7 protein-coding genes are annotated in these 14316 nt (G+C 63.7%); 2 read left to right on the top strand and 5 right to left on the bottom strand.

All coding sequences use genetic code 11. The features are described 5' to 3' along the window. Window positions 1-341 precede the first annotated feature (341 nt). Complete coding sequence (locus U0034_RS20895; protein WP_085225155.1) at window positions 342-1274, top strand: LysR family transcriptional regulator; 933 nt, start codon at window positions 342-344, stop codon at window positions 1272-1274. Between the two features lie 85 nt (window positions 1275-1359). Here the strand turns inward: U0034_RS20895 and U0034_RS20890 are convergent, their stop codons facing one another. Continuing rightward, complete coding sequence (locus U0034_RS20890) at window positions 1360-2085, bottom strand: YoaK family protein (RefSeq protein WP_085225157.1); 726 nt, start codon at window positions 2083-2085, stop codon at window positions 1360-1362. Window positions 2086-2260: 175 nt separating this feature from the next. After that, entirely contained in the window at window positions 2261-5929 is a 3669-nt protein-coding gene (locus tag U0034_RS20885) for an autotransporter domain-containing protein (RefSeq protein WP_327197072.1), read from the bottom strand. Window positions 5930-7074: 1145 nt separating this feature from the next. On the opposite strand from U0034_RS20885, the gene U0034_RS20880 reads away from it, so the two are divergent. After that, window positions 7075-7401: a hypothetical protein gene (locus U0034_RS20880; protein WP_085225162.1), complete on the top strand. Its 327-nt coding sequence runs from the start codon at window positions 7075-7077 to the stop codon at window positions 7399-7401. Between the two features lie 244 nt (window positions 7402-7645). Here U0034_RS20880 and U0034_RS20875 read toward each other — a convergent pair whose 3' ends face one another. From U0034_RS20875 to U0034_RS20865, 3 genes are all read right to left on the bottom strand, one after another. Then, window positions 7646-9658: a leucine-rich repeat domain-containing protein gene (locus tag U0034_RS20875; protein WP_085225164.1), complete on the bottom strand. Its 2013-nt coding sequence runs from the start codon at window positions 9656-9658 to the stop codon at window positions 7646-7648. A 23-nt stretch (window positions 9659-9681) separates the two neighbouring features. Then, window positions 9682-12183 carry a leucine-rich repeat domain-containing protein gene (locus tag U0034_RS20870; protein WP_085225166.1) on the bottom strand — a complete coding sequence of 834 codons (2502 nt, stop codon included), beginning with the start codon at window positions 12181-12183 and terminating at the stop codon, window positions 9682-9684. A gap of 190 nt (window positions 12184-12373) precedes the next feature. Then, on the bottom strand, window positions 12374-14041 hold the full coding sequence (locus tag U0034_RS20865) for a leucine-rich repeat domain-containing protein (protein ID WP_158243517.1): 1668 nt from the start codon (window positions 14039-14041) through the stop codon (window positions 12374-12376). Window positions 14042-14316 lie beyond the last annotated feature (275 nt).

Here is a 14316-nt window from a genome sequence, read left to right as displayed (position 1 = left end):
GGAGATTAGGGGCGTCAAAAAGGCCACGCCAGCAAGATATTCCGGCCGTAAGTGTTAAGCTTTCCTTAACGATTCGGTCGGGGTTTGTACTGATGCGACGGGGCCGGGGCATGCGGATACTGTGGCCGTGGCCCGGCGCAAAACCTTGTACGTATGCCAGGTTTCGCGCGGATAGAACGACGCGAAGCGCCACGGTTTATCGAAAGATAATCCTGACATCATGCCCTCGCTCAACACACGCATCGATCGTATTCGGCACGGCCCGGTCCCGGTCGGATCGCATCGTCGATGCGCGACGTGCACCGGTTGTGGCGTCGTGGTCGGTTACCTGAATGGTCTGTATGAACACTCGTTTTCTGGAAACATTCGTCACCTTGGCCGAACTCGAGAACTTCCGGGCAACGGCGCGCGTGCTTCATGCCACGCCTGCCGCGATCTCGTTGCGGATCAAGTCGCTCGAGGACGAACTGCGCACGGAGCTCGTCGACCGCTCGACGACGCAGTTCCGGCTGACGCCCGTCGGCGAAAGCCTGCTGGGTCTCGCTCGCAACGTGGTGGAGGCGGCGCGTGCGTTGCGCGAGGCGGCAGGGCGGGAAACGGTGGTGGGAGGCAGGCTGCGCCTCGGCGTGATCGAGACGGTCGTGCATTCCTGGTTGTCGCATTACATCACGCAGCTCAATGCGAAGCATCCGCAGCTCGAAGTCGACTTGACCGTCGATTCAAGCGCCGTGCTGCAACAGCGGTTGTTGGCGGGAGAGATCGATCTCGCAATCAGGGTGGAGGGCATCGCCAGCACGAAGATCGTATCGAGCGCGATCGCGAGCTATCCTGTGCGATGGATCGCCCGTCGCGGCCTGACGTCCAAGCGCACGACGGGCCTCGCCTCGCGTGTGCTGCAGCGCCCGATCCTCACGTTCGGGCGAGGGACGGCACCGCAGGTCGCGCTGCAGAGCATCGTTCATACGCTCGCCCAGCAGGAAGGCTTGCACCCCGATCAGGCACGCGTGACATGCTCGCCCTCGGTCGCGGCCATCGTCCAGCTCGTCCGCGATGGGTATGGCGTGGCCTGTATTCCGAGCCTCTTCGTCACCGAGGAGCTGGCAACGGGCGAATTCGTGGAGTTGCCGCTCAAGCCCGTGCCGCCGCCGATCGTCGTCTCGCTATGCAAGCCCGCGAATGCAAGTGCGATGATCAACGCAGCCGCAAACGCAGCCCATTTGGCCTGTTCGGCCTATTGCCGATCGATGAAGCGCGAGCTCGTGGAGGCGTTGTAAGCGTCGAGCCGCGCGAAGGGCCGCACCGGGATGACGGATGTGGCGAGGGTCGGGCGTATCTGGTGGTGCGCGGCCCTGTTGCCAGTCACAGCTGGCATACCTGCATCCGGGCACGGACGATGGCCGTGATCGCCATTGCGAATAGCAGGAGCGCCACGGCAAAGAGGAGTCGGGTGCCGATTGCCCGATAAACGATAATCCCGGCGACCCCGCCTGTCAGGAACGAGAGAACAGTTTGCACGTGCAAGCGTAGCCGGGCGGAATAAGGTGCGAGCTCGGCATCCGGTTCCCGTCCGCGGATGATATCGAGGAGCATGCCGAACTCGATCCCGATGTCGGTCGACATGCCAGAAACGTGGGTGGCACGCACCCGGGCATCGGAGATGCGTGTCACGACGGCGTTCTGCATCCCCATCAGGAAACTCAGGCCAAGGATCAGCACGGGGCCGCGTTCGATCGAGGGGATCGACCATTCCGCCAGACCGAGCACCGTCATGAGGATGGCTTCCGCCAGGATAGCGATCGCATAGATACTGCGGATGGTGCGCCGGCGTCCTGCGTTGATCAGCAGAGTCGATGTAGTGCCGCCGAGAACGAACATGACGACGATGGTCAGATAGAAGGTGCTGCCCCACCATTGCCCGAGTGCGGCCTTATCCGAAAGTGACGACACGTTTCCGGTCATGTTGGCCGAGAAATATCCTACGGCGTGGAAGGCCGCGGTGTTCAGCGCCCCCGCAATCGCAGCAAGTATGCAGGCGAGTTGGCGGTCGATGTCGTGGTTGCGGGCTTCTCCCTGACGCAGCAACATTCAAGCGGCTCTTGACGGGTTGACGGACACCCGGCGCAGTATATCCACGTCGACCTGCACTCGTACCGAAACCCACATCGATAATATGTCATATTGTGATATATTATCGATGTCTTGATATGGCTCAACGTATCCCGATTCGATCGAGCCATACCTGGTCTTGCCGGTGTCGCTGTCAAAAACGATAGTCGAGCCGCGCATGGCCCGATTGCGCCGATGCGTGCCCGGTGTTCACGAGTGCATCGAAGCCCAGCGAGACGGTCATTGCCTTTGTTGGATGAATGCTCACGCTCGCGCCGGTGGTCAGATAGTCGCGCTGCAGGGCGACGCCCGGTGCGGCGAACGGGGTGCCATCCTGCGCCGTTACAGTCACAGTGCGCCCGCTGCCGAGCAGCTCGCGCGCGTAGCCTACGCGCAGTTGCACGTTCACCGGTTTCAACGCGTCGCCGAAGGCCTTGTCGATGGCAAGCGATGCGTAGGGTTGCAGACTGCGCGCGTTGTCCGCTCCGACCGAGAGGTTCTGACCGCCAGCGCCGCTTTCGCCGAAGCCGTTGCCGCGGAAGTACGCATAGCGCAGACCCACGCTCGGCGTGAGCACGATGCCGCCGAGTTGCATCGGCAGTGCGGCTTGGGCGGCGGTGGTGAACTCGTGACCGAGGTGGTCGCCTTCGGCCGTCCCTATGGACCCGAACGGGCGCTTTTGCGAAAGGAAGTCGAGGGCGTAGCCGACCGTCGCGGACAGGCCGACCGGCCCTACCTTGCGCCCACCGTAGAGCGCTACGCGCAGCGAATCGGTCGCGCCCGACGCGCCGGTCGACTGTTCGTCGATCGAGGTATGTGAATAGCCGCCGGCCGCGCCGATCGTGAAATCGCCCAGCCGGCCGTCCGCACCGGCAAGGAACCCATACTCGCGCGCCATGAAGCCGGGGTGGCCGTCGGCGCCGCCTACGTGCGTACCCGAACCCGTCGCGGTGATCCACGCGCGGCGTCCGGCATGCTGCTCATCGGCCGGTGCCGCCGCCGAGCGCTCGAGCAGCGCCTCGTTGAACGACTGCGCACGCATGAGAGCGGTCGTTCCAACCGCAGTATAGATGCTCGTGTTCGTCGGCGCGACGATAACCCCGATGCCCGGGCTCGTCGTGTCCGCGGCTGCAAGCAACAGGTCGACTTCGTTCGTCCCGTAGATCAGCGACTGCTTCAGCGAAGAAAGGTCCGTGCCGGTGGACGTGCTTGCAGCGACGCTCGAGAATGTGCCGCTCAGTCCGTTGGCGGCTGTCAGCAGGGCGTACCGGCGCGCGGTGTAGGTGCCCGGATCGTAGACGATCGAAAGCCCCCCGCCCAGTGAAGCAGAACCGTTGACCTTCAACTGAGAGCCGGCGCTTGGGCTCACTTCGAGCGTTAGCGTGGCGTTGCTGGCTTGCGTATAGTTCCCGCCGACCGTCAAAGTGCCAATGGAGCCGCCAGGCATGACGATGCCGTTGTTGAGGACGTTGCCCGATACGGTGCCGTGCCCGCGCAGCGTGCCTGCCGATGCAACCGTTACGTTGCCGCCCAGCACCGCGGTGGCATTGCTCGCATCGCCCACTTCCAGCGTGCCGGCCGCGACCGTCGTCGCACCCGTAAAACCGCTGCTGATGCCGTTGAGCGTCAGCGTCCCGCTGCCTTGCTTTGCGAATGCGCCGCTACCCGTCAGGGTTCCGGCGAACGTGGCGTCTGTCGTTGTCGTGACTGCCAACGTGTTGGAGCCGAGCGCGAGTTGCGAGCCCGTCACGCCGGAGAGGTCCTTGATCGCCTGTGCGCCGGCGGCCGATACGTCGAGTGTCGCGCCGCTGCCTGCCAGCGCGATGCTGGTGGTCGAGGGCAAGCTGCCCGCGCCTGAAAGTGCGAGCGTGCCGCCGTTGATCGTCGTGGCACCGGCATAGGTGTTCGCACCGGTCAGCGTTTGAGTGCCGCCGTCGAGCGTCAAGCCGCCTGTGCCGCTGATTGTGCCGCTGAACGTGCTCGCCGCGTTCGTCAGCGTGAGCGTGCGTGCGCCGAGCGCGACGCTGCCGCTGCCGGCCAGGCCCGCCATCGAGGCGCCGCTCGTCGTGGAAGAAAGATCGAGTGTTCCATTGTTGACGACGTTGCTCGAAGAGGCGAGGCCGCCGCCCGCACCCAGAACGAGCGCCGCGCCGCTGCCGATCGTCGTCGTGCCGGTGTAGGTGTTCGCGCCGGTAAGCGTTTGGGTGCCGCCGGCCACCGTCAAGCCGCCCGAACCTCCGATGACGCCGCTGAAGGTGCCGGCTGCATTGCTCAGGGTCAGCGTCTTGCCGCCGAGCGCGACGGCCCCCGAGCCTGTCAGTGCCGTAATCGATGCACCAGCGGTTGTAGCCGAAATATCCAGCGCGGAGTTGTCGACCACGCCGCCCGATGCGGCGATGCTGCCGCTGCCCGACAAGGCGAGGGTGCCGTTCGTGATCGTCGTCGTACCGGTGTAGGTATTCGTGCCGGTCAGCGTCAGCGTCTTGCCGCCGGTCAGCGTGACCGTGCCGGGGCCCGAGATGACGCCTGTGGTAGTGAGCGCCGTTGAGACCGTATTGAAGGTGAGGGCGGAGCTGCTGCTCGCCATGGAGACTGTCGTGTCGAGCGAAAGCCCGTTGCTCAGCGGCATGACGGTGACGGATGCCCCTGCATCGATGACGAGTCCGCCGACGAACACCGAGCCGCTCGACAGGGCCAGGGTATTGTTCGCGCCGCTGAATTCGATCGCGGCGGCACGCGTGCCGCCCGAGTCGAGTCCGCCGCTGATCGTGCCGAAGTTGTTGATGAAGTCCGAGCCGCGCGTCATGACGCCCACGCCGGCTCCGGCGCCGATGCCGGCTCCGCCGGTAATGGTGCCGGCATTGACGAGGACATTGTTGCCGCCGACGAGGTTGACGCCCACGCCGCTTGCTCCGCTCGTGCCGTTACCGGAGAAACCCGTGCCCGCAGCGCCGCCCGCGCCGCCGGTGATGGAACCGAGGTTGGTGATTTGCGTGCTGCCTCCGAGCGAGAGCAGGCCGTCACCGCCGCCGCCGCCACCGCCACCAAAGCCGCCGTCGCCCCCTGCGCCACCGTTGCCGGCTACGAGCGAGCCGAAGGTGGTGATTTGCGTGCCGATGGTCGCGGCGATCATCCCCGCGCCGCCACCGCCGCCACCACCGCCGTTGCCCGAGCCGAGATTGGAGACGGTGCCGCCGTCGCCGCCTTTGCCCCCGGAGATGGTCACGCCGCTATTAATGGTGACCGAGGTGCCGCTGTAATAAAGACCGGTACCGCCGCCCGAGCCACCGCCGCCGAAATTCAAGCCGGCTACTGGCTGTGTGCCGGCGCCGGCCGACAAGTCCCCGTTGACGACGACGCTACTGATGCTGGTTGCTGCACCGGGCGCGCCGCCCGTCGTCGGGCTCGACTGGTCGCCGGCCACGCCGGTCCCGCCTGTGCCACCGGTACTCAGCCCGCCGTCGGTCAGGACCGTGCCGCTGCCGCCAAGACTGCTTGCGCCTCCGCCTTGCCCGTTACCTGCGCCGCCGCTGCCGCCGCGACCCGGCGCTCCGTTTCCGCCCGCGGGGCTGCAGGCGGTAGTGTCGCTGGAGGTGCATGTGGCGGCCCAAATTGCTGGAGCTGCGCTTGCGAGCCCGAGCGCGAGGGCCGTATTCCCGGCGACGCGCGCGAGGCGCCGGCTGCGCTCGCGCCGCGCCCGGCGCGAGGTACTGCGGCCTGAAGTTGCCGACTTCGCAACCGTTAGTTCCGAGGCCACTTGTGTGGTTTGGAGCGCATGATTCCACACGAGCCGGTAACGGCGGTTCAAGTTCGTTTCCCCCACGCGCCAACGACGCGGAAGACACGAGCGAGGCTCGGTTCGCGACGGCCGGCGCGGTATCGATTTGCTTTTTCGTATTTCGGCGGCGATCGTTCTTTTTTACTCGCCGGGTTGGGCACCGATGCGGCATTTCAGCGCGGTGCGCGCCGAATATATCATTACCAATTGTTTTCGTCCGAGATGTTTGGTGACGCCTTGGGCAAGTGCGAACCGTTCGTCCGGGCGAGTCGAGTGGCGGGTGTCGAAGGCAGGGTGGGAACGGGGTAGTTGCAACGACATGATGCGCTCGGCCTGAGCCAAATCGGGATGGCGAAGCAAATCGCCGGCGAGCCGGCGTCTTGCCGCTGTGTCGAGCGAACTCGTCGGTGTCGCTCTATGCGCACGGAGCGAATGTATGATTTGACATAATCATAATTATCGAACTCATGGTTGCTCTGTAAGATAATTGAAGGGTCATCACAGAGCTAACACGTGGGATACCAGCATCAATTCAAGACCTGCGGCGAACGACACCAATTTTGCCGTTCAGCTGCAGCTGGACATGCGTTTCGCCGGACCCAGTACATCCCGGCGCCTACCAGAGCTAACACCCCTATATCGACAACCAACAATGTCGGCCTCGGATCTGTCCATTTATCCATGTTCGTCTTGCGCGAATAATAAGGCGATCCGCTACCGAACGCCTCGTGCAAAGTCAGCACGTTCCACACGCCGACGACGCCCAGGATCAACAGGCAGCCAGCGAACATAAAAAACTTTAGCGAACGATTTTTCGGCATCGTCAATACCTGATAGTCCGTGAAGGCCAGGACGAATGGAACACCGCAACTATTCCGGCGTGGTCGCCTGAGCGTCAGTACTTTTTGCGTTCCGGGATCGGGCCAGGGCGGAATCGGCCCCCTGCCCGCGCCTCAGCCACGGCGTTCTGGACGATGTCTTCGTCATCGGAATCAAACATGACGCTCGTGAGATCGCGTTGTGGATCCCACTGATGCGCAGCCCGTTCTGCGTAGGAACTGCCACCGCCTTGCGACGAAGACGAACCAGGACGGCCCAATTCCTCTCGGCGCGAACCCGGTACGAGGCTCTGCGCCAGCGCGTGCGATCGACTGCGGCTGAGTGCCGAAGCCGAACGGTTCGACGCATTCGTGCGGCCGCTCGCCTCGCTCCTGTTGCTTTGCACGGATGCGGTATCGTCCGCCCGCGCGATCGAAGCCCGATCGGTAGGCGCGGTCAAACGCGCCTGGTCGCTCTGGCTGTGGCACAACAGGCCTGACCGGCCGCTTGCCGCCGTCGTGTCGCTCAGCACCGACGCCGTGTCCGCAAGGCGCCGGCTGCGGCTGGTGGTGGTGCGAGCCGGCGGTGCATCGGCGGGCAGCGGGTTGCCGCGGGTCGATCCCGAACCGCTCGGCTTCAACGACAGTTTTTCCAAAATGCTCGAAATCGCGAAGCGCCTGCTTCGCGTAGAAGCCTGACTCTGCACACTTGGTGCCATCGAGGGGCTTGTCGACCAGGGATTGCTATTTTTACCGTCGCCGCGACTAATTCTGCTCATTGCATTTTCTCCTGTCTCAAGGATCGCGTCATAAAAATTTATGGATGATCTCTCCGCCCGTATTGCGGAAGACCTGAACTGCGAATTGCGCGCACCCCAAGGCCGTCGGGGCTACACGGCGAGACCGGGTGTCTCGAGTGCATCTCGCACGTGCTTGTGACGTTCTAATCGACCGAGTCTCCGTTAATCATTCGCATCATTCTTTCGAGCATGGAGATGGCATCGAAGTCCTCAGCCTCCGTTCTATATGCAGCGTGAAATTGATGGTCGGAAGCAGTCTGATATGCCGGGGGCGCTTCGTCTGCGGCGGGCATTCGATACTGAGGCATGGCGTCATATCCGCTCTGCGCCGATGGTGTTGCGTTCGACTGACGCGACCATCCGTGGGCATCGAAAACCGGAGGCTCTGCATAGGCGTTCGTTTCAGTGCTCGTGCGGACTTCCTCTTGCGTGGATCGCGTAGTCCATGTCGGCTTTGCCCACCGATCGACACCTTCTTGATGCGCGCCTGACTGTTGTGCGCGCGCCGCTGCCCAAGGGGGCGGTGCGTTATTCGCCGCAATCTCATTCACGGTGTGCCATGCGTCAGTCCGCTCGGCGGACGCTTGGGCCCCGCCTCGGGGTAACTCGGGCTCCATGAAGAACGGCTGTGGAACCGGCTGAGCGGTGAAGCGATTCGCCATCGGCATCGCGAAAGATGGCACGGGCGGAACTGACGACGGGGGCGCCATGCCAAACTGCGGCGCGAGCGGCTGCGTGGGTTGTGTTCCAAACGCAAACGGAGCCTGCGGTGCAAAGGTCGACGCAGGCGGCACGTTCGGCGGCGCGCCGGACGGCTCGGCCGTGCCGCCGTGCCAGACTGCTTGCATACGAGCCAGTTCGGCCTCCAGCACCTCGGGCGGCACAGCGGCCAGCTGACCGATGACAGCGGCCTGCTGCGCTTGCGGCAGATTTTGCAGTTCCTTCGCCAGCACGGCCATGATGTCCGGGGCGGCGTTCGGAGCGGGCCGTGCGCCGAGCGCGGCAAACAGGCCGGCAACGCCGTCGAGTCCGCGTGCGGCTGCCGGCTTCGTCCATTCCGGCCGCTCGCCGAGCTCGCTCCGTGGCGACTCCGGCGGCATCTCCGGTCGACGCCCGAAGCGGGCGGCCTGCCCCTGTTCGCCATGCCGGCGGACGTAGCCGTCGAATGAATCGCACGATGCGCCGTCTTGGTCGGACGGTTGCTTACCGCGCGCTGCCCTGCTCGTCTGGCGTGCAAACATTTTCGCGTCATGCGCGGACACGCCGCGTCCCGGAGAAAGGCGCCCGACCGCCACGAGGCTCTCGCGGATACGCGTATTCTCTGTGCGCACAATGATTGTCTGCGCGAGATTGATGAGCGTGTGATCGTTGAACCGGTTGTGATACCGAAATGAGCCATAGCTTATCGGCAGATTCGAGATCGCGTTGTTCGACAGATTCAACTCGAGCGTCCGGCCACGCACATCCGCCCGCGCACCGGCGAGGTTCTGATCCGGCAACGTCGGCATTTGCGTCAACTGATTGTCCGAAAGATCGAGCCTGCGCAATCGCGTGAGGAGTTCGGCCCATTTGGGCGGCAGTGTCCATAGTTGATTCGATTTCAGGTCTACGCGCTGTAACCTCTGCAGCTTATGCAGCGATTCCGGCACCTGAGACAAGCGGTTGCCCGGCGCAGAGAGGTGCTTGAGCTGGCCCAGGTTCTCCAGCTCGTCGGGAAGCCGCTCCAGGTGGTTCGCATCGAGGAACAGATGGGTCAGCGACTCCAGATCGCCGATCGAGGCCGGCAAATCACTGAGATTGTTGTCGCTCAAGTCGAGCACCTGCAGTTTCTTGAGCGCACCGATTTGCGGCGGCACGCTCGTGAGCCGGAGACTCGAGAGGACCAACTCTCCCTTTCCTTCCAACTGAGCCCTCTCGATGAGTTCGCCCGCTGCCGCCCGATGTTGCTCGCGGGCCGCCTTTCCTTTCCAGACGTCGAGGCCTTTCTTGAAATCGGGAGGCGTTCGACGCGGGCTCAGCGCGTCCAGCGGCCCACCTGCCCGCCGTTGCGATGACGGCTGATCACCTGCGCCCGTTGCGTCGCGCCGGGATGCGGGCTGCGTGCAATCGGCCCAGCCCGCGCCGCACAACAGCCCTGATAGCTTTATGTTCTTCATTTACGTTCTCCGGCGTGCGAGGATCAAAACCCGTACCGGCCTATGGGCGCCATCCGTGCGCCTAGTTCTTCCTCGCGCAAAAATGCCTGCCAGAAATCCTGCTTGCGTGCGAACTCCTTCAGGTCCAGGCCGTTTTTCTGCGTTTGTGCCGCTTTTACTTCCATCATGATGTGCGCTCGGAAAAATTCATATTGATCGGGGGGCACGATGCCTGCGAACATCATCCGCAACCCCGCGTCTTTTTCCAGTTGGCCGCGCAGGTCCTCGAAGCCCGGAATTTGGAGCTCGCCGGGGCCGCTGACGAGCACCTCGTACATCAGCGCAATCGGCAGTGGGTCCGTTACGAGGTGCGTCTTGCTGGGATCGCTGGCCAGCTTTTTTTGATTTTCTTTCGCGACGTCATCGGCCAGCTTGCAGATGACGTGCTGACGGAACATGGTGACCACGAGATTCCATAGGTCCCGGCGCGTGCTTTGGCCGTTCCTGGCTTTCGTCAGGTTGTATTGGAGCCACGGGCCTTGCATATAGATCTGCTGCATATGCCGTTGCGCCAGTCCCGTCAGCCTCGCGTGTTGTACCTGCTCGACGCCCACCATGTCGGTTTCGAATTGCTCGGCCGCGGCGGGGCCCGACGCCGCATAGTCGAACAGCGTCTCCCGGACTTCCTGCGTATGCAGCGGCGCGGCCAGCGGCTGCGGCTGTTGGGGGCCGCGCGACGATAGCGCGAGCGCGCGCAGCAATTCCGCGAGAGCCGGGCTTTGAGCGGCCTGCGGGAATTCCGGCCGGGCGTACGTGGCCTGAGTATGTGGCGGTTGAGCGTAGGGCGCCTGCATCTGCGGCGGTTGTGCGGCATACGCCTGCGACGCCGAGGGTTGCCCTGGATACGGCGCCATGTAGGGGACCGCATAAGGAATCTGCGTCGCGGCCTGCTGCACCGGTGCGGGCATGGTCGAATATCCGTCGTCATGGCGCCGCGCCCTCGGCGGGTAACCCTGCGGCACCCGCGGTGAGGCCGGTTCGGAAACGCGCGACGACGATGCGCGAGAGGAAGCGCTTGTTGAAGATGTCGGAGAAGGCGGCGATACGCGGTTGCGCGCCGACGACCTGGCGCCGCCGGACGGCGTGCGCACGCCGCCCTGCCGATCGGCGAACGCGACGCGTTTCACGCCGCGTTCGCTCTGTTGCACCGGCACCGTGTATTCGCCGGCGGGTGCCGGCGGGTGAATCGGGTGCATGCCGGCATAGCCCGCGCCGAGCGTGCCAGATCCTCCCGCAAGGGATCGCAGCAATGCGTCGAGAACCGGTTGACCGTTGCCACCCAACGCCGTTTGTGCCGCGAGTATCTCCGGCATCGCATGCGCGGTTCTCGCGATGGGGTTTTCGTCGAACGCGTCGAGCCCGTGGTCTGGCCGATCGGCATCATGCGCTTCGTCAAGCGTCCGTCGCGCCCGGGCAAGTGGAGGCTGGTAGAGCTCCCTGTGCTCGATGGCGGGAATCGACGCCAGGAGCGGCAGGCGGCCGTCCTTGGCAAGCTCGACGGGCAGCGGCGTATTCCCGATATGAATGCGGAGTTCGGACAGAACCGACGGCCGATCCGAAAACTTTTTCACCGTCATCCTGGATGTCGACGCATACTCCAATGGGCCAAACCCGGTCGGCAGGAATGACAATCCGGTATTGCCCGACACGTCCAGCTCCTTGAGCTTTTTGAGCTCGCCGACCGACTGAGGAATCGCACGATCGATCATCAGCCCGGGCTCGCCTTCGTGCTGTGCGTCGACATCGTCGATCTCCACGACTTCGTCGGTGAGATCGTTGTCGCTGACATGCAGCTTGCGCAATTGGGAAAGAGAGCCGACCGTTTCCGGCAGTACGGTGAAATGGTTTTGCGACAGGTCGAGTTCCTGGAGGCGCGAGCATCGGCGGATCTCGTCGGGCAGTTCCGTCAGCACGTTCGCACGAAGCAGCAGTTTCTTTAAATTGGTAAGGTTGCCGATGGACGGCGTCACGAATTCCAGCGCGTTGTGTCGTACCCGCAGCGACTCCAGTTGCGTAAGCTGGCCGATGCTGTCAGGAAGTTCGCTGAGCCGGTTGTGCGACAGGTCGAGCTTGCGCATCGTCGTGAGCTGCCCGATTTCCGACGAGAGCACCTCGATCTTGTTGCGTGATAGATCGAGGCTCTGCAGTTTCGCGAAAGTCAGCATCCTGCGCGGCACTTCGTTCAGGCCGTTTCCCTTCAAACTGACCGTGCGCGAATCGGCAACGCGAGCCAGCAGATGGTCGGGCACATCTGTCAGGCCCAATCTCTCCAGATCGATGTCGGCGCCGCGCCTGGCGGTCGTCAGACGATCCGCCGCGGTGTGACGAAGCTCATTGCTCTCACGATTCTTATCGTTGATCCACCGCAACGTTTCGAAGTCGTGCATGTTTCGGTGGCCGGCGCTCGAGCTCGCCGTCTCGTCGTTGGACGACGACACCGGGAAACTGATCGATGCGGATATATTTGAAGCGATTTTCTTCAACATGGTCGTTCCTGATTGCGTTCGTCTTTCTTCGCCTGCAGCGCTTGTAGCGCGGAAGGTCCGATCGCGTCGTCGGCATATGTTCCGCCTCCGCCCATTCTGCTTTTCATATGCTCCCGTATTTATTGGTAGTGCTAAATATATTGGAATCGGTGCAGCGTCTGACGCCCCCCGCCTGTCTGAAACAATCCTGCTAGTGTCTCCGGACGGCCGCCCCGCCCTGCTCCGCCGAGCCGCTCAACTGCTCGAGCGCGCTCGCCAGCCGGTCTGACGGAATGCTGCGCAGATAGGCGGCTACGGCGCTCGCTTCTGCCGGAGGCAGTCGTGCAAGTTCGTCATAGAGCGCCGCCATATAATCCGTACGAGGTCCCGGCCCGGCTTGCGGCTCGGCTTGCGGCTCTTGCGACGCGGGCGGTGCAAGCGCCCCGCTGCGGCCTCGATCGAAGATATCGACACCCGTTGCCGTCCACGCATCCGGTTCCGGCGCGCTCTCCGGCTGCGCGGGCGCCGACGTACCTCCCCGCGAGACGAGGTGCCGCTCGGCGTATTGATCGGCCATTGCCTCGACCCAGGCCTGCAGGCGTTGTTCGCCCCAATCCTCGTCAAACGCCGCGTTCTGCCGTGCCTGCTCAAGCCCCTCGATTCCGCCCGGCTCTGCGTGATCTCGTATGAAGCTCAGTTCGGAAATCGTCGAGTTCCAATCGCTGCCCTCGAGCTGAACAAGACGCGGCCGGTTGCGGCCCGGAACGGTCCGGTTCACCACGATGCCTCGCCCCGCTTCGAGGCGACCTTCGTTCACCAGCGTTTGCCGAATCCCGGTGCCCTTGGTATTGACCGCCAGTGTGCCGCCGACAGACTCCAGCTTGTGATCGTCCGCGGCCGACAAACGAAGTCTCGATGCGTAACGGAAGCCGCGGAACGCGGTGGGCAGGCCGCTTAACCAACGATTCTCCGAAAGATCCAACTGGAGCTTTCGGGCAGGCACCTCGCAGGTGGACGGAAGCTGCTCGAGCCGGTTATGGGACAGATCGAGGTGCTCGAGATGTCTGAACAGCACCCCCCAGGTGCCTGGAATGTCGCCCACTTGATTGCGGGCAAGATCCAGCTTTTTCAGGTTCCCGAGCGCACTCATTCGCGAAGGCACGAGTTTGAGCTGGTTGGAGCGGGCGGAAAGGGTTTCGAGCCGTGCGAGCGCCGCAAGTTCGTTGGGAAGCGACGTCAGGTTGTTGGCGTCGACGTTCAGATGCTTCAGCGAACTCAATCGGCCGATCTTGGGCGGCAGCTCAGTCATCCGATTGTTTCGCGCGTCGAGCGTATGCAACTGCGTCAGGCGGGTCACGGCGCTCGGCAGATGGTCCAATTCGTTTCCGCCGATTCGAAGCGTCTGCAGCTTCGCGAACTGGCCGATTCTTGCCGGAATTCGGCCGAGCGAGAGACCGTCGAGCTTCAGCGTGCGCGCGCTCTCAAGCCGCGCATATTCCATGCGCGCAGCCGCCTCGGTTCGGCGTGCGGTGGGGCCCCCGCCCTCCAGCCAACGGACGAACTCCTGCTCGACGCGCTCCTCGAACGGGGCCTCCGAGTTCTTCGCCTCGGCTGCCGGCCGCCAAGCGGGTACGTGCGCGGCGTTCGGTTGTTCGGCGCGCGGCGAGCGGGGCTTCGGCGCATTTCCGCCGCGCAGATCGCGAAGCGCCTGCAATTCGCCGGCCATCGGCTGAGGGCGCGGGGCCATCGGCTGCCCCCCGGCCGGCGGCGGTTCGCCGCTCGCCTGCCCGCCTACGTCTCTCGGCACCAGTGCGCGTTGGTAAGCCTCGGAAAACTGCGCGTGATTGAATACGTTGCCGTATTTTAGAAAGGAGTCCATGCCGTCGCCCTGCGTTGTCAGAAATCGCCCACTCGCATTGCTCAGATTCGCCGCGGCATGCGTCATGCATGCCATGGACGTCAGGCTGCGGCGGAACGCGCAGGACATCGGTCATGACCGCCCGTTTACCGGCCGCGAATGCGGACGGTAAACGGAGATTTCGGTTGCGTCGAAAATGAGAAATGGCGCCCGTTTCGGGGAGCTCGGCGGCATCTTCGCTCATACCGGCGTCAATCCATGGCGCCAAAAGCGAAAAACCGACGATCTGAGCGATA

Source organism: Trinickia caryophylli, from assembly GCF_034424545.1.
Taxonomy (GTDB): Bacteria; Pseudomonadota; Gammaproteobacteria; order Burkholderiales; family Burkholderiaceae; genus Trinickia; species Trinickia caryophylli.
This window is presented reverse-complemented; position numbering and strand designations above follow the sequence as displayed.